Genomic DNA, 23,094 nt, shown 5'->3' on the forward strand with positions numbered 1-23,094 from the left:
GAGAAAACTTCTGCGATCCGGACGGGACTCGAACCCGCGACCTCCGCCGTGACAGGGCGGCATTCTAACCAGCTGAACTACCGGATCAATTTTTTAAAAAGAAATTGAGAAAACTTCTGCGATCCGGACGGGACTCGAACCCGCGACCTCCGCCGTGACAGGGCGGCATTCTAACCAGCTGAACTACCGGATCAATTTTTTAAAAGAAATTGAGAAAACTTCTGCGATCCGGACGGGACTCGAACCCGCGACCTCCGCCGTGACAGGGCGGCATTCTAACCAACTGAACTACCGGATCAAATTATTAAAGAACTTCGTTTCTTTTTCGTGGTTGCAAAATTACACCTTTTTTCGTTACCTGCAAATTATTTTCAAAAAAAATGCCTCCCAATCATGGAAGGCATTCATTACCAAAGTTGTTTTTTTATAAGTGAGCGCTTAATTTTTCAGCGATTACCTCTTTTGGAGCTACACCTACTAATTTGTCTACCACTTCTCCATTCTTAAAAATAAGAACTGTAGGGATATTTCTGATACCATACTGCATAGAGATTTCCTGGTTGTTGTCTACATCTACCTTCCCAACTACTGCTTTACCTTCAAAATCTGATGCTACTTCTTCGATGATTGGTCCTAACGTTCTGCAAGGTCCGCACCATACTGCCCAGAAGTCTACTAATACCGGTTTGTCTGATTTTAAAACCGTATCCTGAAATGAGCTGTCTGTAATTTCTAAAGCCATTTTGTTTCTTTTATTTTAATTAATATTATTTTCTTTTTAATCCTTTATTGGATGTTCAAAATTACGATTTTTAAAGCATAAGACTATCTATGCTCAACATTAGTTTTTTCTATGGTGTAATCGCTTGAAATTTCCTTCAAGGCACTTACTAATGTGTCAATCTCTGCTTTGGTCGTCATATGGCTGAAAGAGATACGTAATGGGGTACAATGATCCATTTCGTCCTCAGAAAGTACCATCATCATTACCATTGAAGGTTTTGAAGCTCCTGATGAGCATGCACTTCCCTGAGAGATTGCAATTCCTTTCATATCCAGCTGAAGTCCTATTAATGGGTTTTTATAAGGTAATAAAGCACTTAAAACCGTATAAAGACTGTTTTCCTTTTCAGCACTCCTTCCGTTGAATTTAATTCCTTCAATTTCGGCAGAAAGTCTTTCAATTGCATAAGTTTTGATATCCTGCATATGATTGGTATATTCATCCATATGATTCAGAGAAAGTTCTAAGGCTTTACCCAGTCCTACGATACCGCAAACATTTTCTGTTCCGGCTCTAAGGCTTCTTTCCTGAGGTCCACCGGTAATAATTCCTTTTAAACCAGTGGCCTTTCTGATAAACGCAAATCCTGCTCCTTTTGGCCCATGAAATTTGTGGGCACTGCATGAAGCAAAGTCTACAGGGATATCGGAGAAATCAAGGTTCATGTGAGCCATTGTTTGTACGGTATCCGAATGGAAAAGCGCATGATGCTCTTTGCACAGCTGGGCAACTTTTTTAAGATCAATTATATTCCCAATTTCGTTATTAGCATGCATTAAGCTTACCAATGTTTTTTTATCTGAAGCTTTTAAAAGTTCTTCTAATTTTGCAAGATCAATATCTCCTTTTTCATTCGGGCGGATGTAGTTTACTTCTACTCCTTTTCTGCTTTTCATATCCAGAATACTTTCAGAAACACATTTGTGTTCCAGAGGAGAACTGATGATTCTTTCTACACCAAGGTGTTCTACTGCGGATTTGATGATCATATTGTTGGATTCTGTTCCGCAGGAAGTGAAAATGATTTCAGCAGGAGTTACATGAAGATAGTCTGCAACCTGTCTTCTTACATTTTCAATAAGGATTTTTGCTTCCTGGCCAAAGCTGTGCGTTGAAGACGGGTTTCCGAAATTCATCTTCATAGTGCCCACCATTGCATCTATAACTTCTTCTGCAAGCGGAGTGGTTGCGGCATTATCTAAATATACTTTATCCATTATTATTTTGAATATTTTAATTCTACGGAGGTAAACTGGTAATCTGCGGGAACAGTGAAAATAATCCAGGGACTGGAGATCATCTGAATTTCCATTCCACCGGAAGGTTCTCCCGCCGGAACTTCTACATACAAAATCTGATTTTTCACAGATGTATTTTTAATTTCATCAATTTTGTGACTTCCCGATCTGAAGGTTCCCAAATTGTATAAAACGACTTTTTTGTTTTTCGGAAATGAAGGATATTTGATGTAAGATTCTTTATCAAGGTCTACAACACCAAAACTTCCTCTGACTCTGTTTCGAAAATCTTTTTCGTCTTTAATGATTGTAAAGCCGGGCACATCGGTTCCTCCCTGAGATTCAGAGACAAGGAGTTCAGTATTTCCCTGCACAGCAGAAGACTTCTGAGATGAAGTGCTTGCACAGCTCATCAGGATTGCTGCACATGCAATTAACAGGCTTTTCATTTTTTACAATTTTATCTCCCAAAATTAGTGAAAAAATTGGTAATGTCCCTCATTTGCCCATTTCAACATTGGCCGATCTCCCGAAGTATCACCAAATGCAATAATTTTATCGTATTTAGAATCGTTGATTTCTTCTTTAATTCGTACCAGTTTTTCTTTCCCGTTGCAGTTTTTCCCCACAAAATTTCCTGTGAAAACACCGTTCTTAAACTCTGCCCGCGTAGAAACGAGTTCCATTTTAAGTGCCTGAGCGAATGGCTTCACCCAGATATCCAAGGAAGCAGTAACCAATAAACTCTGTGTATTGTTATGATCTATATTATTAATAAAGTCAAGTGCATTTTCACGCACAATTTTAGGATAATGTTGTTCAAAAAACAGTTTGGACTTCTGTTCTATTTTTTCCTGAGTCTGCCCTTTTAAAATAGAACCAATAAAGCTTTTTTTCACTTTTTCGGTTTCAGCCAGTTTCAGCTTCAGCAGAATAAAGAGGGGAACGTGTCTTAAAAATTGTATACGGTATTTTGTAGAATCGTAGAATTTGAGATACATAAACATGGTATCTTTATACGTCAGGGTTCCGTCAAAATCAAAACAATACAATTTTTTCATTTCTCTTAAAGCTTTAATTTTTTAAATACAAATTCAGGGATATTCCTGATAATCATCATAATAATACTCCAAACCGGCAAAACATATGCCACGTTTTTCTCCTTTTTGAAGGCTTTATAAATGCAGGCAGCCGCTTGTTTCGGAGTTGCTGTCAGTTTTGGATTTAAAGGCAGACCTTCTGTCATTTTGGTCGCCATAAACCCTGGTTTTATTGTAAGAACGTGTACTTTTTTATCAAAAAGATAGTTTCTCAGACCACTCAAATAGGCTGTAAATGCAGCTTTAGCACTTCCATAGATGAAGTTACTCTGTCTTCCTCTGTCTCCTGCTACTGATGAAAGCCCGATAATAGTTCCTAATCTTCTGCTTTCAAATTTCTGGGCAAAATAGTTCATCACAGGAACCAGTTTTGAATAATTGATATCTATGATACGTTCCGTATTCCTGTTGTCATATAATCCTTCTTCGGTTCCTTCTCCTAAATATCCTACGGCACAAAATAATACATTTGAATTGATATTATCAAATCTGTTGTAATCAATTTCTTTTGTCAGGTCCAGTTCGATGACTTCTGCCTGCTGCAGAAATTTCACATCAATATGTCTTGCAAACCGCTCTGTAGTTTCTTTATTTGAGGTAAATAGATAAATTTTTTCAAACTTTTCTCCCTCCTGGAGTGCTTTTTCCACAAAAGCCTGTGCCACTTCAGATGTGCTTCCCAGAACTATCATTATGAGTTGTTATTTATGATTCTTTTGTGCTGTAAAGACACAAATTTAGGATTTTGAATATTTTTAAGGTAATTGGTGAGCGATGATCTGCTCATGCTGTCTTTGGTAAGATAAATCCTTCCTCCGAATTCCTGTACTATAGCATCAAGCTGATCTACCAGTTTTTTCAGTTTTGAATTCACTTTAAAATCCAGCGCCAGTGTATACCCTTCTACAGGGAATGAGTTGTAAGCATCGGTATTATTTTTTCCAAAAAGCTTTAAAACAGCCAGAAATGATCCGTTTCCACTATTTGCGATCGTTTCAAGGATTCTTTTCATTCCTTCTTTTCCTGTTTCTTTAGGAATTACCATCTGATATTGTATAAAACCGGATTTACCGTAGATTTTGTTCCAGTCATTAATAGCATCCAGCGGATAGAAAAATGTTTCGTAATCAATAAAATTTTTAACTTCTTTCTTAGCCTGCTTTTTATAGTACAGCCAGTTGAATATTTTCACAGTAAGCGCATTCAACACAAACCCTGGAAAATAAAACGGAACTGTAGGGGAAAATTTTTTCTTTAATCTTAAAGGAGTTTTCGAAAAGTTTTGAGGAAGTTCATGTTGAAAAGCATGTTCGCCTCTCATGAGAATACTTCTTCCTATATTTTTTCCTTTCTGAAGACAATCAATCCAGGCAACGGTATATGTCCAGCTTTCACTTTCGTCAAACAGCTTAAAAATTTCATCCAGATTTTCCGCTTTGATACTTTCCTGACGGATGTATGCGGATTCTATATTTTTAAGCTTAAACTTTGCAGTAAGAATGATTCCTGTAAGCCCCATTCCTCCAATAGTAGCCCAAAATTTCTCTGCATTCTCTTCTCTTGAACAGGTAATAATTTCTCCGTTCTCCGTCATCAGTTTAAATTCAATCACATATTCCGAAAAACACCCTTCTGCATGATGATTTTTACCATGAACATCGGAAGCGATAGCACCTCCTACCGATATAAATTTCGTTCCGGGAGTAACATACAGGAAATATCCCTGAGGAATAGCTATTTCCAGAACATCTGAAAGCAGTACTCCGGATTCGCATTCTATAACTCCGTTCAAACGGTCAAAATTGATGAACTTATTTAATTTTTTTGTCGAAAATATAGATTCTCCCAACGAGGCATCTCCATAACATCTTCCGTTTCCCCGGGCAATAATCTCGTTGTGATTGAGTACAAATTCTTTTATTTTTTTGAAACTGTCCTCAGATCTCATTTCTTTTTCCACGATAGGGAAATTGCCCCAGTTGGTAACTTTCTGTGTGAAATTCGGCTTCATTTCTTAAAATAAATTTGAATTAAAAATGCAGCTACCCAAAGTAATAAGGTAACCTGTATATAACGATCTCTGTACACAATTTTCGTAGGAGATTCTGTTCTGTTGTAAACCAGCGTCTGCTGAAGATACCTCAACAATGCAAAAACTACAAAAATAACTGTATAAAAAACCCTTGAATGAAATCTTTCCTGAACTTCCGGCGAGAGGGTAAACATCAGATAACACACAATGGCCAGCGTAATAGAAATAGATAATGCAATGTCTGCAAACTGAACGTTATACCCATCCAATGCACGTCTCGTTTTTCCTGAAACCTGTGCATTGATAAGTTCTCCTCTTCTTTTTCCGATGGCCAGTACAAGTGCCAATACAAATGTTAAAAGAATAGCCCATTGTGAAATACTGATTCCGGTAATATAACCTCCCGCCAATACACGCAGGACAAATCCTATAGCAATAATGAAAATATCAATGATCGGAACATGCTTGAGTCTGAAGGTATAGGCAAGATTCATTACTACATAGAACCCTATGATGGTGGCAAATTTCCAAAGATACTCATGGAAATATATCTGTGTAAAAAATACAAGAGCAATGTCTGTAATGACCAAGCCAATAAGAATTCCTATAGCTTTTGATTTTGAAATGGCTCCACTAGCCAGGGGTCTTCTTCTTTTTTCCGGATGCTTTCTGTCTGCTTCAATATCATTATAATCATTCAGAATATACACAACACTTGCCGCAAGTGAAAATATCACGAATGCAAAAATGCTTTTAACCAGCAGATCTATATTTGTAATATTCCCTGAAAAAAACAGAGGGACAAATACAAACAGGTTTTTCACCCATTGCTCCACACGGAGCAGTTTTAAATATTTCTTCATTTATGTTATTTCAAATGCAAAAATAATAAATTCAAAATTCTTAGCCTAAAAATACAAAAAAAACCGCCGGGGCGGTCTTTTACGAAAATATTTATATAATAAATTAACTATTGCCCTTGTTTGGCATCATTAATCATTTTTTCATTTGCAGTAATGGCAAACTCTACTCTTCTGTTTTTAGCTCTTCCTTCATCAGTATCATTGCTTGCAACCGGCATATTTTTACCTTCACCTTTTGTGAACATTCTGCTTGATGCAATTCCTTTTCCTACTAAATAAGCTTTTACAGCGTCTGCTCTTCTTTGAGAAAGTGCTAAGTTATAAGCATCTTTACCTACGCTGTCTGTATACCCATAGATATTAATATTTGTATCTGGATTTTTAACCAATACGTCACCTAATTTATCAAGGTTAGCCTGTGCTACAGAAGTAAGGTTTGAAGAGTCAAATGCAAAATTAACAATACTTTCATTCATTGTTACTTTAATACCATCTCCTACTCTTTCTACCTGAGCTCCAGGTAATGTTTCTTTAATATCTCTAGCCTGCTTATCCATTTTGTTACCGATAACGTTACCAGCAACACCACCGATAATACCTCCTAATACAGCACCAATAGCTCCGTTTCCTCCTTTTCCTACGTTGTTACCAAGGATCCCTCCCAATACTGCTCCTGAAGCAACACCTACCGCAGTACCTCTTTGTTGGTGATTTGAATTTTGAACCGCTTCACAGCTTGTCAATAATAATGCTGATGACAAGAAAAGGGCTCCTACGTATGTTTTTGTAAATTTCATTTTTTTTGATCTTTTATGTTGATAAATTATTTCATTCCTGCTCTCTGGAAGTTGTAAACTACTTTTACATTACCTCCTTCAAAAGGAACATCCTGCTGAAGTGAAAACTGATCTGTTGTCTGATTGATCAGAGTAAGGCTATACCCTACAGAATTTTGTTTTGCTTTTGTACCTGCAGCAATTTTTTTAAACATAAACGTGTTACCGTCTTTTACTTCAAATTTGATAGGTTGTGTAATTGCAGGGCAATCTCCACCACCGTTTAAAGTATATGCTCCTGTCCAGTTGTTAGGAATTAATCTCCAGTGGCTCCCTACAAAACATTGAGCATCTGCACCTTCGTCAAAAGGTTTGATTTTGTATCCTTTTTCGTAGTCTATGCTTACGATTTGCCAATCTCCTTTCATTTTCAGAAAGTCAGCTCTTTGGTTCTGAGATGTAGCTGCTTTGTTAACAGAGGAACACGACACTGCAAAAAGTGATGTTCCCAACATCCCTGCAAGTAGTAACTTTTTCATTTTGTTGTTTATTATTTTGTTACTATAAAGTTACAAAAAACCGTGCCAAAATTTAAAATAAAAAATAAAAAGTCCGAAAAAATTCGGACTTTTTATGGTTTCTCCTTAAATATAGGGAGATAAATTATTTTTTAACAGCCTTTTTTACGGATTTCGAAGGCTTAGAAGTACCTGCCGGCTTACCTTTATAGAAATTAGTATAAGCGTATTCTGCTGCTTTTTTCAGGTCTATAACTCCGCCAGCCTGTGACTGATCTGTAAAGCCATTTGCAGTGCTTGGATTGCTGCTTTTCACCAGTGCTTCAATGATCTGATAAGGCTTCAGATCTGGCATATAAGCTAATAAAACAGCTGCTCCTCCGGCTACTACAGGAGAAGCCATTGAGGTTCCCTGAAGGTATTTGTATTCGTTTTTAGGAACGGTAGAATAAATTTCTTCTCCTGGAGCGAAAACATTCACCATTTTTTATTATAGTTAGAAAAATCTGCTCTCAAAGCATCATTTTTATTGGTACTTGCTCCTACCACAAGGACATTGCTTACAAATGGTTTTTCATCTGTAATATTTTTAAAATTGGTAGGATATGCCAAATGCTCAGCTACATCTTCATTTTCGTTCCCTGCAGCCTTTACTAAAAGAACACCTTTATCTTCAGCATATTTAAAAGCATCCCAGACAACGTTCTTACCTGGAGAAACAGGTTTTCCGAAGCTCATGTTCAATACTTTTGCCCCATTATCTACTGCATATCTGATTGCATTCGCGACATCTTTATCTCTTTCATCTCCATTTGGAACTGTTCTTACAGACATGATTTTAGCAACTTTTGAGGCTACTCCGTACTGCACTTCTTTTCCTTGTGGAAGTCCTGCAATGATCCCTGCTACGTGAGTTCCGTGCTCTGCATCAGGTCCTTCATAATGGTTATTACCATAGTTCTTTTCAGAGTAGTCATCGTAGTTATCCCCTACAATTTCTTTTCTTGTATCATATGAAAGATCATATTGTTTGGCGGCCGGAGCAAAGTGATCGATAGCCTCTTTCATCTCCTCTTTCATCTTTTTTTCAAACTCAGCAGATGATTTTCCTTTGAATTCCGGACTTTGAGAAATCTGGCCCAAGAACTCCAAAGCAATGGCATCTCTTTGATCTGTAGGAGCTTTAATTGCTGAAATCGTTTCAGCAGTCACAGCCTTACCCCCCAATAATTTTATCATATTAGGAATCAATTCGTTCAGCATAGAATAGGTCTTGAAATTCTGTATAGCCTCGATACTTTTCTTATTAAACATATCTTTGGCCTTCATATACATATCAAATTCGTCCTTCATCTGAGCCTGGTTAGCTTTGTTCTTTGCAGAATCGCTGCCTTCAAAAACAGGTTTATATTTGGCAACTACTCTTGTCACTTCCATATTATCGATATCAACATCACCGTTTTTACCTCCTATGAAGTTCCACCCGTGTATATCATCAATATATCCGTTTCCATCATCATCTTTACCATTTCCGGGAACTTCGTTAGGGTTTGACCAAAGATTTTTTACCAATCCAGGGTGATCTACCTGTACTCCGCTATCCAAAACTCCCACCACTACGGTTTTAGGCTTCAGTCCTTTAGATTCTAAGTATTTATAAGCATTTGCTGTATTTACCCCATATACTTTTGAAGTAGTAAAATCTTTATGATACCAAGTCATCAGATCTTTATCTTCGTTTGGATCAATGCTCTTAGCCTTTGCTTCCTGAGCATAAGAGAAACTAAAACCTGCCAGAAAAACTGCAGCTAATAATACCTTTTTCATATGTTGATTTATTTTTTCTGAAGTTATATACAATCGCCTCTTTTGGTTTATTTTCGGATAATTGTTGTTAACAGCGATTTCATAATTAGTATGATTGTTTAATATTTTTTTATATAAGTCAAAGATTCAGGGCCTTTGTTACAAATAAGATCCAAAACTGATAGATCTTCCAAAAACCCGAATTTATCAGAAAAGGTCTGGTAATATTCTTCCATTTGAAATTCTGAAGGAAGTTTTGCCGAAAACTTCTCTCTGAAATTTATACTTTCAGGATTTTTGATATATTCTTCATTCAAAGAGTGTGCCTTTTCTGTTTTCAATATCTGTTGGATCACTTCTATGCCTTTAAGGTTAAAATCCAAAAGGAACTTTTCTTTAAGGTCAAATACTTTTCTGAACTTATCTTCATAATATTCAAAATAAGGAGAGCTTTGGTATGCTGTCTTGATTGATTTCCAATGAAGGGTCCTCCAGTCTTCACGGTAAGAGATTTCTACATCTTTAAATTCTCTTTTTCCGTTATGATTGATAGGAATTATTAACGACAGTTTTCCGTTGGCTCCATAGATGTTTGTTCTGTTTCTATAGGTCTGTTTTGGAAAGTTTTCAAATTGTTCCAATACAATTTCATTCTCAGGGTTCAAAAACACTGAAAACCATGAAATTGGAGGCATATAAAATGCTGGCAATAATACATTCGTCATATTCATAATGCAAAAATGAAGTATTTTTTCAAATACTTCATTCTATTTTAAGTTTAATTTTTCTATTAGTCGTCTTCAGTTTTTTTCTTTCTGAATAGTTTCACGAAATATTCCCATCCGAAGAATAAGATCAGGATCATTGCAGCAATCCACCAGTAAGAGGTTTTGTTGGCTTCTCCTGTATTGGTTGCTTTGAACATTCTCTCCCAGCGGATTTTGAATGGCGCCTGATAAGTAGAGCTACTGTCAGCAAATGCTCCCTGAAGGCTCATCCATGTGAACATTGGTTTACCAACAATATTTTCTTCCGGAACAAAACCAAAGAATCTTGCATCTAATGAAGCGTCTCTATTGTCTCCAACCATCATATAATAATCCTGTTGAATGGTATACTGACTCGCTTCTTTTCCGTTGATGAAGATTTTTCCGTTTTTCTTTTCTAAACTGTTGTGCTCATATTCAGAAATAATCCACTGATAGATTGGAAGTGTTTCCTGATTGATCGCTACCACATCTCCTTTTTTAGGAATCCTTAATGGGCCATACCAATCCTGATTCCAAGGTTTGTTGATCGGGAAGATGGATTGTGTAGTATCAATTTTTGTTTTGGCTTCATCTCTGTAATATACTGCAGCTTCTCCTTTTGGTGAAACTTCTTCTTTCATATCAAGAACCTGAGAAAGTCCTTTAATTTCTTTAGCTGTTTTATCTGTCAACCCCTGAAAAGCATAAAGATATCCTTTATCAGTCTGTAATTCCTGAACTGGTAAAAACCCGTACGTATTATATAAAGAAGGGATATCCAGCTGGCTTCCTGTTGTTACAATATATCTGTGCTGTACTTCCTGATCTCCTAAAACGGTTTCCGGCTTTCCGTTAACGAAAAGTCTTCCGGCTCTCATTTCAAAAGTATCACCTGCTGTAGCTACACATCTTTTTACGTAAGGATCTTTTCTGTCGATCGCTGTGTGTACAGAATCCTGAGGATAGTTGAAAACAACTACATCATTTTTCTGTGGTTTGTTGAACTGCAGAATTCTTGTATAAGGTAATTTTACAGCATCCACATAAGATTTTGGATCGTCTTTAGGATTTCCTTTCTGTCCCGTATCCATGATAGTTCCCTGAAGGAAAGGTATTGCTACCGGACGCATCGGAAGTCTGTAACCATAGCTCCATTTGTTTACAAAAAGGAAGTCACCCACCAATAATGTTCTTTCCATGGATCCTGTAGGAATCCCGAAGGGCTGTGTTACAAAAACGTGGATAATGGTAGCAAAAACTACTGCGAAGGTAATGGAACCAACAAAGGTATCTTTCTTTTTCTCGTTTTTCTCTTCATCTGTAAGGAAGAGATCGTTTGCATTTTCATCTTCTAACTCTACATCTTTAGAATAGTTGATCACTGCCATATAAATAAACGGCAAAATCACTGTAAGAATCTGATCTTTGAAAAGTGTTTTCCCAAACTTTTTCACTAAGTAAAGGTGAAAAACAGACATCATGATTGGCCCTACAATCGGTAGATAAGAAAGGATTGCCCACCATTTCGGATGCTTTGTTTCTTTAAGAATAATAAAATAGTTGTAAAAAGGGATAAAAGCCAATAAAGGGCTATAGCCCATTTTCTTGAACAGTTTCCAAGATGAAATCCCCATCAATACGGATAGTACGAGGACATATACTGTATAAGTTAAAAAATAATTCATAAATTTTTGTGCCTATTCTTATGATATAAATGCTAAAATGATGAGTAATAAATGATAAAAGCAGTCCGCTGTTTACAATTCACTATTCATCATTTTTTGCTTATTGGTCTGCAATTTACAGAATTTGTTACAAATTAAAGCCCCAAAACGTCTTTCATGGCGAAGTTTCCTTTTTTATCTTTAATCCACTCTGCAGCTACTACAGCTCCCAGTGCAAAACCGTTTCTGTTGAATGCGGTATGTTTGATTTCGATTTCGTCTACTTCGCTTCTATAATATACGCTATGAGTTCCCGGTACTTCATCTTCACGTACCGCAAAAATCCCAAGCTGCTTGCCTTCTGTTTCTTCCAGCTTCCAAGCATCGAATTTCGGGTTGTTTTGGATGATTCCTTCTGCAATGGAAATAGCAGTTCCACTTGGAGCATCTTTTTTATGGATGTGGTGAATTTCTTCCAGCTGGCAAGAGTATTCGTCCACATTTTTCATCAGATCTGCCAATTTTTCATTTAAAGCAAAAAATAAATTGACGCCTAAACTAAAGTTGGAACCATATAAGAACGCTGTACCATTATCTACGGCCAGTTTTTCTATTTCAGCTTTTTGATCCAGCCATCCTGTTGTTCCGCAGATCACCGGAATTTTATTTTCAAGACAAGCTTTGATGTTTTCAAATGCCACTTCCGGCAGTGAGAATTCAATCACAACATCCGGATTATTAAGATTTTCAGCAGTTGGGGTTTCCTTCAGACGGGCAACTACTTCATGACCTCTCTTCTGTGCGATCTCATCAATGATCTTACCCATTTTACCATAACCAACTAATGCTATTTTCATATGATCTTTTTATTTTTTAATACTGCACTCAATTTTAAAATGTTTGTGCAAATATGTTGTCTTTTAGAATCTGTAACTTAAACTGAATCCTGTCTTCGGAGCGCTGTACCCATACTGATCCTGAATAACCGATGGTTTAAAAACCAAATCCGGGTCATGACGGCTTTCGTAAAGGTGGGCATCTACTACGGCATCTACAATATTCAGAATATAAATTAATCCTGTGATGGCGATGGCGTAATCCCTTTGTCTTTTGGCTCTGTCCTGGGCATTTCCTAATGCTTTTTTGTCCAGCCATGGGTGGGTGTCTACAAATTCATTAGGGGTACCATTCAGCTTTGCGACGTAATATTCACGGTATTTTTTGTACTGATTGTCATTCCAAACAGCAATTCCTACCCCGGCTCCTACAGCTCCCCAAACAATGGGAATCTTCCAGTATTTTTTGTTGTAAAACTGTCCTAGTCCGGGTAAAACCGCAGAATACAACCCAGCTCTGGTAGGATTCAGTTTTATAGTTTTTCCGGTAGGGCCGTTTGCTTTTTCAAGATCTTCAATGATCTTTGCTTCTGTTTTGCTTGGCTTCAATACACGGGGTTCTTCTTTCGGAGGAACTTCCATCCGAACAGTATCGACAGGTTTTACTTGTGAATAAGCCAGTGCCGCGAAACACAAGAAAAATGTGAAAAATATTTTCTTCATTATTTAATATGAGACAAAATGTATTCCAGCTCTTCTTCATTTTTGAAGTCCAGAACAATTTTACCTTTTTTACCATTTCCGGAAGATTTGATTTCTACTTTTACGTCTAAGATATCAGCGATGGTCTTCTGGGCTTTTTTATAATTATTAGAAAGTTCTACTTTAGCTTTTTTAGCAGCGGGAGACTTTGGGTTTTTCAATGCAGCAGCAGCCTGCTCTGCTTGACGAACATTTAATTTTTCTTTAATGATAAGATCAAACAAAACCTGCTGATCTTCTTCACTTTCAAGACTGATAATGGCTCTTCCGTGTCCTGCAGAAATCTCACCACTTCTGATGGCATTCTGAATATCCGGATTCAATCTTAAGAGTCTGATAGAATTGGTAATGGTACTTCTATCCTTTCCAATTCTTTGGCTTAGATTTTCCTGAGTAAGACCGATTTCCTCTAAAAGCCTGTGATAAGTTAATGCAATTTCGATAGCATCAAGATCTTCTCTCTGGATGTTTTCAACAAGAGCCATCTCAAGAAGTTCCTGATCATTCACCAAACGGATATAGGCAGGAATTGTTGTTAATCCCGCAATTTTAGTTGCTCTGTAACGTCTTTCCCCGGAAATAATTTCAAACTTTTCACCGTCTTTTCTAAGGGTAATCGGCTGGATTACGCCTAAGTTTTTGATTGACTGTGCAAGTTCGTTTAATGCTTTTTCATCAAAATAAGTTCTCGGCTGCGTCGGGTTCGGATAAATATCTTCAAGCGAAACTTCTACAATATTTCCCACAAACTTATCTGCTCCTTCATCAGTAGCTGAATTGATCGTTGCTTTAGATTCTGCGCTTAAAATGGCGCCCAAACCGCGTCCCATAGCTCTTTTTTTGTCCTTCATAGATATAATTGATAAATGATGTTTGATAAGTGATGGCTGGCATTCACTTCATGGCCATTTATTATTAATTTAATTCTTTATTAAGTTTTCATTCTTTAAAAGAACTTCTTCAGCTAACTGAATATACTGAACAGCTCCTTTACTTTCTGCATCATAGTTCAGGATACTTTCTCCAAAACTTGGTGCTTCACTCAGCCTTACGTTTCTGCTGATAATGGTTTCAAAGACCATTTCCGGGAAGTGTAGATTCACTTCTTCCACTACCTGATTGGATAATCTCAATCGGCTGTCGTACATGGTAAGAAGAAGACCTTCAATTCCAAGATCTTTGTTATGAATCTTCTGAACATTTTTAACGGTGTTCAACAATTTTCCAAGTCCTTCTAATGCAAAGTACTCACACTGGATTGGAATAATTACAGAGTCTGCTGCTGTAAGCGCATTTACGGTAATAAGACCTAAACTCGGTGCACAGTCGATGATAATATAATCATAATCGTCTCTTACACTGGCTAGTGCTTTTTTCAGCATATATTCACGATCTTCCTTGTCTACCAATTCAATTTCCGCAGCTACCAGGTCGATATGTGACGGAATAATATCAAGGTTTGGAGTCGCAGTTCTTTTGATACAAACTCTTGTTTCTGCGCTATGCTCCAGCAGATTATATGTAGAATACTGAACATCTTCCACCCCCAGTCCGGATGTAGCATTCGCCTGAGGATCAGCATCAATGATTAATATTTTCTTTTCCAATACTCCTAATGCTGCCGCCAGGTTTACAGCGGTGGTAGTTTTACCAACGCCTCCTTTTTGATTAGCAATACCTATGATTTTTGCCATTATTAGAACTTTAAGTTTCAAAAATACACTTTTTTCTTTGCTCTCGGTGAGTGGGGAAAATCAAAATTGAGTTAAAATATTGTTAATAAGCAATTTAACGATAAAAAAAATTATCCACAAAAAAAAATCTTTGTGGATAACTATTTAAAATTTGTCTTTTCGTATTAATTATCAAATTTCATTGAGATTGGAAATTTGAAATAACTTCTTACGAATTCTCCTTTTTTGTTTTTGGCAGGAATCCATTTCCCTTTGCTTGAGATGTTTTTGATTGTTCTCATTGCCTCACTATTAAAATCGGCGTTGGTTCCATTAGCTTTTACCCCTGAGATCGTTCCGTCCATTTCTACAATAAAGGTAACTGTCGTTTTTACAACGTCTTCTGATTCAAATCCTGAACCATCGAAGTTGTTCATTACTTTATTTCTGAAGGAGTCTATTCCTCCTGCAAAACTAGCTTCTACACCAAGCTCTCCTGATTCTGCAATTTTAGTTTTATCCACTGGATCAGAAATTACTGGCGGCGGCGTGTTAATTACAGGACCTGTTCCTACTGATACGGTTGGAACATTCGGTGTATTAGGTGTTACCGGATCTCCTTTAAAGTTGTTTACAAAGCCTGCTACCGCATCATCTGGTATAGGATCTTTTTTTACATCATCCTTAGCATCACTTGAGGGGGTAGGCACCGTGCTGTCAAACGTTTTTGTGTTTGGAGGAGCAACAGTTTTTACAATCTGCGCAGGCGGATCTTTTGGTTTATTCTCCTCTGGAATAATCATGGGAGGAGGAAGTACAAATCCAACATCAGTAATCACTTCCGGGGTTTTAAATGCAGAAATCACAAACGGTGTAAGAGATACTGCAGCCATTAAACTTGCTCCGATAAAAAGCGCTTTGGTTAATATTCTATCTGATTCGTTTCTTAATACATAGGCACCATAGTCTTTATTGCGGTGCTCGAACAGGACTTCGTTAAAACGAAATTCCTGATTTTGGTTATGTTGTTTCATCACTACTACTATTTAAACTGTTAAAAAATTATGATTATTAGTTTTGTTAGCTCTTATCGATAAGCAATATTGTAATATCAAAACATCTGCCAAAATTTTAGCAAAACAACATAATATTATAAAATTTTATGATAATGTTTAAATTTTAACATTTATAAATAGAAAATTTATACAGATAAACCCTACAGTTTTCATAAAAATAAATAAGAACAGAAAAACGGAAATAACAGAGTAATAACGTAGTAAAGGAGTTATATAAGCATCAAAAGAAGCGCAAGCGGTATTAGTAATCCAAGCGCATTAACAATAATCAGAATAATAGAGCTGATCTTTGTTTTCGAATAGCTTTTGGCGGCAAAATAGATTGCTCCGATGCTAAAAAGCAAACTACAGACAATAAAAAGGATCAGTAAAAAATCTGAACTCACTCTGAATGGCAGTCCTAAATAAACAATCAGTAAAACAGAATATGCCATTGTAAGATATAAACTGATCACTATATTGTTTAAAAAACGCTGGGGTATTTTATTATCTTCCATCATTCTTCTTATTTATATTTTTTTCTACTAAAAACAAAAGTAGATAAAAATTCAAAACCGAAACTCTCTCTTGATTAACTGGGGAATCCATATCAAATTGGAAAAGTAAAACTTTTAAACAAAAAAGAGACCATCTAATGATAGCCTCTCTGTTATTTTATCTCTAAGAATATTAGAATAATTCTTTTCTGATGATGTTCTGACTTCTTTCAGGACCTACAGAAACTAAGTATACATTGATTCCTAAGTATTTTTCAATAAACTCGATGTATTTCTGAGCAGTATCAGGAAGTTCATCGTAGCTTCTTGCTTTCGTAATATCTTCGCTCCAACCTGGTAAATCCTGATAGATTGGTTCGTAGTTGTATAATTTTTCTGTTGAAGAAGTGAAATAATCAATAACTTTTCCGTCTTCAGTTTTGTAATGAGTTACTACTTTCAGGTTCTCAATTCCTGTAAGAACGTCAAGCTTAGTGATTACAAGGTTATTGATACCGTTGATCATACAAGCATGTTTCAAAGAAACAAGGTCTAACCAACCTGTTCTTCTTGGTCTTCCTGTAGTAGCACCGAATTCACCACCGATCTGTCTGATTTTCTCCCCCAGTTCGTTATCCAATTCGGATGGGAAAGGTCCGTTTCCTACTCTTGTACAGTACGCTTTTGCTACACCAATTAAGTTCTGAAGTGAAGTTGGCGGCACACCAGCTCCTGAACAAACACCTCCTGTAGATGGAGAAGATGAAGTTACGTATGGATAAGTTCCGAAATCGATATCAAGCATTAATGCCTGTGCACCTTCGAACAATACGTTTTTACCGTCTCTGATCGCCTCGTTCAGCTCTAATTCAGTATCAACGATTCTGTCCTGAAGCTGTTTTCCGATTGCTAAATATTCGTTGTAGATTTCTTCAACGTCTAAAGTTGGTTTTCCGTAATATTTTTCAAAAAGAGAGTTCTTAACTTTTAAGTTTTTCTCGATTTTGTCTCTTAAAATTTCAGGATTTAAAAGGTCTACCATTCTGATTCCGACTCTTGCAATTTTATCTTCATAACAAGGTCCGATTCCTTTTTTGGTAGTTCCAATCTGAGTCCCTCCGTGTTCCTCTTCACGGTAAGTATCCAAAAGGATGTGGTAAGGCATGATTACATGCGCTCTTCTGCTGATAAAGATATGATCTGTTCTTAAGCCTTTGCTCTCGATCTGACCAACTTCTCTAATAAAAGATTTAGGGTTTACCACTACTCCGTTCGCAATGATACATTTCCCTTTGCATTGAAGAACTCCTGAAGGAAGAAGGTGCAAAACGAATTTCTCTTCACCCACATAAACCGTGTGACCAGCGTTGTCTCCACCCTGGAAACGTACTACATAGTCTGATTTTGCTGATAAAACATCCGTTATTTTTCCTTTGCCTTCATCTCCGTACTGAAGACCTACAACTACATAAGTTGACATATTTTACTTTTGTTTTTAGATTCGTGCAAAATTACTTTTAAAAAAAATGACGACCAAATTATAGAGGATATTTATTTTTAGTTGGGGTGAAAATCATGAGGTTGAATAAATATAATAATTATGTATATTTGATGTTAAACACATATTTAATGAATGATTTTTTAGAAAAAACATCCAAGATAATTCCATTTTTATCAATAGTAATATTATTGAGTAGTATAATAAAAAATTATACTTTTTATTATAATTTTGGCATAAATATAAATGAATATACAGAACTATCAGAATTTCCATTATTATTTATAAATGACCTTTTCTTCTATTTGTTTTTTATATTATCTTTTATATTCTATTTTCCTTTTATCTACATACGGATATATTTTAGACAAAAATTTAATCCAACTGTTTTCACATTTACTCTAACAAAGTATTTAACAAAACTCTCCTTGCCTATACTTGTTTTAATTATAATAGGAATTTGTTTAAAAAATATTCCTTTAGATATAAAAATAGATAATATTGAAACTTATACTGCAATTTTTTTGCATTTCTCCTAATCTATTTAGATAGAGATATAGCTTATTCAAAAAACTATTTTTTTACAATTACCATATCTCTTATGTTAATATTTTCAATGTTAAATGCATTTTCAGAAGTTTCCAAAATAGAAAGAGGTAAAATTAATTATCAAATTTCTTTTATATCTGATAATAAAGAATTTAAAACAAACAAGACACAAATCTATTTAGGAAAAACAAAAAATTTTATCTTTATATACAATAGTAAAACAAAAGAAACTTTGGTATCGAATTTTGATGACATAAAAGATTTTAAAATAAAAAAATTATAACTTTATAACTTTCTATATAAATATTGAATTTCTTTTTTATTACAACAATAAAATGTCCATATCTCCAACCTCAGCGTACCTTCCGTCAAAAATAGACAGCAACTCACAACTTTTCTACACCATCTTTCCTCCGGAAACAGCAAAAGCCACGCTACTCATTGTTCACGGTATGCAGGAGCACAGCGGAAGATATGCAGAGATTGCAGAATATTTTGCCAGTCATGGGATTGCCGTATTGACGTATGATCATTTGGGACACGGAAAATCTGTAAAAGAGAAAAAAGGCATTGGTTTCTTCCAGCTAGAAAAACCAGATGAAAGGCTTGTTGCTGATACAGAAATGATGGCAGATTATCTTGCAGAACAATACCCGGATGTTCCCCATTTTATTTTGGGACATTCTATGGGATCTTTTATTACCCGCTGTCTTCTTCAAAAAGCAAGCACTAAATTTTCCGGAGCTATCATTACAGGGACGGGCGGACCTTTACCCGGGATAGATTTACTCAGAGCTTATTTATCAGCAACCAATGCCATAGCACCTCATCATCGTACTTTCTTGAATTCTGTTTTTACGAGTGTCAATAACAAGCATTTTAAAAAGGATAAAGATTTCAGTGATACCAGCTGGCTGAGTATCAATACAAAAAATAGAAAGGCTTTTGAGCAGGATGAACTTTGCGGAATTCCTTTTACTCATAATGCTTTTTATACTTTATTCACGATTTATAAAAAAGCCACTGCAAGAAACTGGGCTTCCTCTATTTCCCAATCATTTCCTTTTTTATTTATAAGCGGGCAGAATGATCCGATTGGTGATTTTGGAAAAGGTGTCATGCATACAGTAAATCATTTAAAAGCTGACGGTTTCCAGCATGTAGACGTAAAAATCTATCCGGAAATGCGCCATGAGATTTTGAATGAAGAAATAAGAGAAGAGGTTTTGAATGGAATTTATAATTGGATTTTAGAATATTAAAAAGTTCGCTGACTGTACATATTTTATCAACTAATCAAAGGAATTCCTATTTTAGGACACTGAAAAAATAAAATCAATCACCGTGACCATAGAAGAACTTATAAAAGATAAGGCTGTAAAATCAAAGGAAAAAGTAGACATCATAAGCAAATGGATTATTAATGCTTCTTTACCGACCGATGAACTGATTGCTTTCGCTGAAAAATCAAAAGATCCTGTAAAAGCAACCTGCATTGAAGCCTTGGAATATGCTACAAAGCAGAATCCCAATCTGGCTGATGAAACCGTATTTTCATTTGTTACCCAAACGCTTACTGAAAAAGCACCCAGAATAAAATGGGAAAGCGCCAAAGTAGTAGGCAACACCGCCCATTTATTTCCTGAAAATCTGGATCAAGTCATCACCAATCTGCTAAGCAATACGGAGCATGAAGGAACTGTAGTACGGTGGAGTGCAGCATTTGCATTAGGTGAAATTCTGAAATTGAAAACCAGTCATAATACAACTCTTCTTCCTGCTCTTGAAAGTATCAGTAAAAAGGAAGAGAAAAACAGTATTAAAAAGATTTATCTGGATGCGATTAAGAAAACGAAGAAATAATCTTTTTAATTCATAGAAAATAAAAACCTGGAAATCAATTTCCAGGTTTTTTATGATAAGGAATTTTGTTTATTTGGATTAGACGGTCTAAAGCCCGCCCCTATTGAATATTTCCAACATTATACATTAGCAGAAAATAAGCAATTAACATCCCGCGGAAACCTCGTCATATTTAGATTCCTGCGGAATGACAAAGGATGAATATAGTTCTTAATCCAACAAAACTTCACTATTCACTCCAATCTCTTCAAGAAAAACTTCATCATGGGAAATCACCAGCAAGGTTCCATGATAATCTTTGATAGAATTGGTGAGAATTTCTACATTCTGAAGATCAAGATTATTGGTTGGTTCATCGAGAATGATCATATCCGGAGCTTTATTGCTGATGGAAAGTCCGCAAAGAAGTAACCGTAAACGCTCTCCGCCACTCAGCATACCACATTTCTTGTCCCAGGTGTCTTTCCAAAATAAAAATCTTGATAATAATGTTTTCACTTCGGATTCCTGCATTGAACTGTCATTAAAAGTCTGTACAAAGTCATAAATCGTTAAGTCATTATCAATCAGAGAATATTCCTGATCAATATAAATACTGTTGAATACTGCCCTATTGATTTTTCCTTCTGAAGGTTCAATTTTTCCCAGCAGAAGCTTTATCAATGTCGTTTTACCGGAACCGTTTGAACCCTTAATGGAGATTCGATCTCCGCTTCTTAACTCAAGACTGAGGTTTGCTTTCCAGAGGTTTTGCCTTCCATAATTAAAATTAATATTCTCAGCAGTGACAAGAATTTTCCCAGAATGCAGACTGGAATCATTAAAATTGACTTTCATCTGATCGGAATTCTTTAAAGAGGAGCGCAAGTCTCTCAGATCACCTGAAATTCCACTGATTTTCTCAGCATGTACCCCTTTAAGTTTTGAACTGTTTTTTCAGCATTATTCCGAAGGGTATTCATCATAATTCTGGCTACTCCGGATTTTTCCTGCTTCCCTTTACCTCTTGCATCCAGCTTTTGCTTTCGTTCCAATGTTTCCCGTTCTTTTTCTTTTGCTTTTTTCAGAGCCCGCTCTTTGGAGTGAATATCATTCTGCAAAGCTTCCTCCTCCACTTCTTTCTGTTCTGCATAAAAATCATAGTTTCCACCATAGGTTGCAATTCCCTGATTGCTTAATTCAAATATGGATTCCACAAGATTGAGGAAAGTACGGTCGTGGCTTACAATAACAACTGTTGCATCTGTTTTGTCAATAAGATCATACAAGAGTTTTCTTCCTTCCTTATCCAGATGATTGGTCGGCTCATCCAATATGATTATATCAGGCTGGTTAATCTGAATTCCGGCAAGAAAAACTTTGGTCTTTTGCCCTCCACTTAAGCCTTCCAGTTTTTGAGTCAATTCAAAACTGTCGAGTCCCCAATGTACCAATGCATGCTGACATCGTTCTTCAATATCCCAGTCGTCATTGAGTATTTCAAAATACATTTCATCCACCTCTCCACTGATAATTTTTTGGAGGGCATGTAATTTCTGGTCAATTTTCAGACACTCAGCAATGGTAAGGTGATTAAAATTCCCGAACATCTGAGGCACATAAAAAATATCACCCTGAATCGTAATATTGCCGTTGAGAGGCTGCATTTCGCCCGCAATTATTTTCAATAGGGTTGATTTCCCCATACCGTTACTCCCTACCAGAGCAGATTTTGTATGAGACTGTATTGTTAAATTGATATGATTGAATAGAAGATTTCCTCCCGGAAACCCAAAAGACATATTTTGCAGTAAAATCATGATTTCTTTCTTAATAATGGTTGAACACCAGCAACATCTTTGTTACCGTTTTATTGAATCTGAAAGAAATGATATCCTACATGTCCGTATTGTTGGGTTTTGAAGGAACAAAGATACTCATTTTTCGGAATATTCATTTTTCATCAATGATCAAGACATTTATCATCCTTTTTCTTCTGCTCCATTTCAAACACCTGTTTATTTTTAATCATTTCCAGAATGCTATTTTGAGGCTATATCATTCTATCTGGATAAAAAGCTTCTCCTTATTATTATTTAAACAGACTTCATCATGCTATTCAATTCTACCACTACAAAACCCATAAACTTTCAAACTGATAAAAACAGGAAAGTATTTTAATCAAAAATCCGTAACTTTGCCAACTACTAAAAATTTTATGGAAAGCATTAAAGTTCACGACAAAACTTTCGTTCCTTATTTAAAGGATGCCGAAATTCAGGAAATTGTAAAAGAGACAGCGTTAAGAATTTATGAAGATTACAAGGATGAAGTTCCTGTTTTCATTGGAGTATTAAATGGAGTGGTGATGTTCTTCTCAGATCTTTTAAAATATTACCCGGGGGAATGCGAAATTGCCTTCATTCAAATGAGTTCTTATGTAGGAACAGAATCTACAGGGATTGTTTATCAGAAAATGGAGCTTACTAAAGAAGTGAAAGACCGTCATATTATTCTTGTAGAAGATATCGTAGATACAGGAAATACGGTTGAAAGTCTTTTCAAATATTTCAAAGAAACACAACGTCCTAAATCTATAAAACTGGCTAGTTTCTTATTGAAACCTGAGATTTACAAGAAAGATTTCAAACTGGATTATATCGGAAAAGAAATCCCCAACAAGTTTGTACTTGGATACGGACTGGATTATGATGAGTTAGGAAGAAACCTACCGAATTTATATCAGTTGGAAGACGGACAAATCAACCATTAAATGCTGTTGGCTATTAGCTGATAGCTTTTAGCTTAAAAATTATATAAAGAAATAAATTTAATAATAACTTAAAAAAGCT

At 36.0% G+C, this 23,094-nt stretch carries 22 protein-coding genes, 3 tRNA genes and 1 pseudogene; 3 read left to right on the top strand and 23 right to left on the bottom strand.

Annotation, left to right across the window (positions count from 1 at the left end; translation table 11 throughout):
- Nucleotides 1–13 precede the first annotated feature (13 nt).
- The 21 genes and pseudogenes from BOQ62_RS21730 to BOQ62_RS21830 form a co-directional block, all read right to left on the bottom strand.
- Nucleotides 14–87: transfer RNA gene (locus BOQ62_RS21730), tRNA-Asp, on the bottom strand.
- Between the two features lie 32 nt (nucleotides 88–119).
- Nucleotides 120–193 (bottom strand) — tRNA-Asp (locus tag BOQ62_RS21735).
- A 31-nt stretch (nucleotides 194–224) separates the two neighbouring features.
- Nucleotides 225–298, bottom strand: a tRNA-Asp gene (locus BOQ62_RS21740).
- A gap of 126 nt (nucleotides 299–424) precedes the next feature.
- Nucleotides 425–742 (bottom strand): thioredoxin, encoded by a 318-nt coding sequence (gene trxA / locus BOQ62_RS21745; RefSeq protein WP_027374941.1) that lies wholly within the window; start codon nucleotides 740–742, stop codon nucleotides 425–427.
- An 83-nt stretch (nucleotides 743–825) separates the two neighbouring features.
- Nucleotides 826–2,001: a cysteine desulfurase family protein gene (locus tag BOQ62_RS21750; RefSeq protein ID WP_129042413.1), complete on the bottom strand. Its 1,176-nt coding sequence runs from the start codon at nucleotides 1,999–2,001 to the stop codon at nucleotides 826–828.
- Nucleotides 2,002–2,003: 2 nt separating this feature from the next.
- Nucleotides 2,004–2,471: a hypothetical protein gene (locus tag BOQ62_RS21755; protein ID WP_129042414.1), complete on the bottom strand. Its 468-nt coding sequence runs from the start codon at nucleotides 2,469–2,471 to the stop codon at nucleotides 2,004–2,006.
- Between the two features lie 24 nt (nucleotides 2,472–2,495).
- Entirely contained in the window at nucleotides 2,496–3,083 is a 588-nt protein-coding gene (locus tag BOQ62_RS21760; RefSeq protein WP_105704340.1) for an HAD family hydrolase, read from the bottom strand.
- Between the two features lie 5 nt (nucleotides 3,084–3,088).
- Nucleotides 3,089–3,814, bottom strand: coding sequence for an SDR family NAD(P)-dependent oxidoreductase (locus BOQ62_RS21765; protein ID WP_129042415.1), 726 nt, complete (start codon nucleotides 3,812–3,814; stop codon nucleotides 3,089–3,091).
- Nucleotides 3,814–5,133 (bottom strand): FAD-dependent oxidoreductase, encoded by a 1,320-nt coding sequence (locus tag BOQ62_RS21770; RefSeq protein ID WP_129042416.1) that lies wholly within the window; start codon nucleotides 5,131–5,133, stop codon nucleotides 3,814–3,816. The genes BOQ62_RS21765 and BOQ62_RS21770 overlap by 1 nt, the downstream gene beginning before the upstream one ends.
- Nucleotides 5,130–6,017 carry a decaprenyl-phosphate phosphoribosyltransferase gene (locus tag BOQ62_RS21775; protein ID WP_129042417.1) on the bottom strand — a complete coding sequence of 296 codons (888 nt, stop codon included), beginning with the start codon at nucleotides 6,015–6,017 and terminating at the stop codon, nucleotides 5,130–5,132. The genes BOQ62_RS21770 and BOQ62_RS21775 overlap by 4 nt, the downstream gene beginning before the upstream one ends.
- A gap of 107 nt (nucleotides 6,018–6,124) precedes the next feature.
- Nucleotides 6,125–6,814 carry an OmpA family protein gene (locus BOQ62_RS21780; RefSeq protein ID WP_105704336.1) on the bottom strand — a complete coding sequence of 230 codons (690 nt, stop codon included), beginning with the start codon at nucleotides 6,812–6,814 and terminating at the stop codon, nucleotides 6,125–6,127.
- A gap of 26 nt (nucleotides 6,815–6,840) precedes the next feature.
- Nucleotides 6,841–7,332, bottom strand: coding sequence for a lipocalin family protein (locus BOQ62_RS21785; protein WP_129042418.1), 492 nt, complete (start codon nucleotides 7,330–7,332; stop codon nucleotides 6,841–6,843).
- A gap of 124 nt (nucleotides 7,333–7,456) precedes the next feature.
- Nucleotides 7,457–9,138, bottom strand: a pseudogene (locus tag BOQ62_RS21790) (S8 family serine peptidase).
- Nucleotides 9,139–9,236: 98 nt separating this feature from the next.
- A complete protein-coding gene (locus BOQ62_RS21795) occupies nucleotides 9,237–9,842 on the bottom strand; it encodes a WbqC family protein (protein WP_129042419.1) in 606 nt (201 codons plus the stop codon).
- Between the two features lie 65 nt (nucleotides 9,843–9,907).
- Complete coding sequence (gene lepB, locus BOQ62_RS21800; RefSeq protein ID WP_129042420.1) at nucleotides 9,908–11,551, bottom strand: signal peptidase I; 1,644 nt, start codon at nucleotides 11,549–11,551, stop codon at nucleotides 9,908–9,910.
- Between the two features lie 134 nt (nucleotides 11,552–11,685).
- Nucleotides 11,686–12,387 (bottom strand): 4-hydroxy-tetrahydrodipicolinate reductase, encoded by a 702-nt coding sequence (gene dapB, locus BOQ62_RS21805; protein ID WP_114821411.1) that lies wholly within the window; start codon nucleotides 12,385–12,387, stop codon nucleotides 11,686–11,688.
- Nucleotides 12,388–12,450: 63 nt separating this feature from the next.
- A complete protein-coding gene (locus tag BOQ62_RS21810) occupies nucleotides 12,451–13,089 on the bottom strand; it encodes a DUF5683 domain-containing protein (protein WP_129042421.1) in 639 nt (212 codons plus the stop codon).
- Nucleotides 13,089–13,979 carry a ParB/RepB/Spo0J family partition protein gene (locus BOQ62_RS21815; RefSeq protein WP_126653870.1) on the bottom strand — a complete coding sequence of 297 codons (891 nt, stop codon included), beginning with the start codon at nucleotides 13,977–13,979 and terminating at the stop codon, nucleotides 13,089–13,091. Before BOQ62_RS21815 ends, BOQ62_RS21810 begins: the two co-directional genes overlap by 1 nt.
- A 69-nt stretch (nucleotides 13,980–14,048) precedes the next feature.
- Nucleotides 14,049–14,822, bottom strand: coding sequence for a ParA family protein (locus BOQ62_RS21820; RefSeq protein ID WP_089732508.1), 774 nt, complete (start codon nucleotides 14,820–14,822; stop codon nucleotides 14,049–14,051).
- A gap of 164 nt (nucleotides 14,823–14,986) precedes the next feature.
- Nucleotides 14,987–15,835: an energy transducer TonB gene (locus BOQ62_RS21825; protein ID WP_129042422.1), complete on the bottom strand. Its 849-nt coding sequence runs from the start codon at nucleotides 15,833–15,835 to the stop codon at nucleotides 14,987–14,989.
- Nucleotides 15,836–16,546: 711 nt separating this feature from the next.
- Nucleotides 16,547–17,833, bottom strand: a complete 1,287-nt coding sequence (locus tag BOQ62_RS21830; protein WP_129042423.1) for an adenylosuccinate synthase — start codon at nucleotides 17,831–17,833, stop codon at nucleotides 16,547–16,549.
- Nucleotides 17,834–18,735: 902 nt separating this feature from the next.
- Between BOQ62_RS21830 and BOQ62_RS21835 the strand changes: the two genes are divergently transcribed.
- Nucleotides 18,736–19,662 (top strand): alpha/beta fold hydrolase, encoded by a 927-nt coding sequence (locus BOQ62_RS21835; protein WP_129042424.1) that lies wholly within the window; start codon nucleotides 18,736–18,738, stop codon nucleotides 19,660–19,662.
- An 82-nt stretch (nucleotides 19,663–19,744) separates the two neighbouring features.
- Complete coding sequence (locus tag BOQ62_RS21840) at nucleotides 19,745–20,263, top strand: HEAT repeat domain-containing protein (protein WP_129042425.1); 519 nt, start codon at nucleotides 19,745–19,747, stop codon at nucleotides 20,261–20,263.
- Nucleotides 20,264–20,473: 210 nt separating this feature from the next.
- On the opposite strand, the gene BOQ62_RS24175 is transcribed toward BOQ62_RS21840, so the two are convergent.
- Nucleotides 20,474–21,100 (bottom strand): ATP-binding cassette domain-containing protein, encoded by a 627-nt coding sequence (locus BOQ62_RS24175; RefSeq protein ID WP_317127410.1) that lies wholly within the window; start codon nucleotides 21,098–21,100, stop codon nucleotides 20,474–20,476.
- A 35-nt stretch (nucleotides 21,101–21,135) separates the two neighbouring features.
- Nucleotides 21,136–22,062 (bottom strand): ATP-binding cassette domain-containing protein, encoded by a 927-nt coding sequence (locus BOQ62_RS24180; RefSeq protein WP_317127411.1) that lies wholly within the window; start codon nucleotides 22,060–22,062, stop codon nucleotides 21,136–21,138.
- Nucleotides 22,063–22,460: 398 nt separating this feature from the next.
- Between BOQ62_RS24180 and BOQ62_RS21850 the strand changes: the two genes are divergently transcribed.
- Nucleotides 22,461–23,015 carry a phosphoribosyltransferase gene (locus BOQ62_RS21850; protein ID WP_034697447.1) on the top strand — a complete coding sequence of 185 codons (555 nt, stop codon included), beginning with the start codon at nucleotides 22,461–22,463 and terminating at the stop codon, nucleotides 23,013–23,015.
- Nucleotides 23,016–23,094: the final 79 nt, after the last annotated feature.

Origin of the sequence: Chryseobacterium sp. CH21 (assembly GCF_004119445.1) — a bacterium.
Classification (GTDB): Bacteria; Bacteroidota; Bacteroidia; order Flavobacteriales; family Weeksellaceae; genus Chryseobacterium.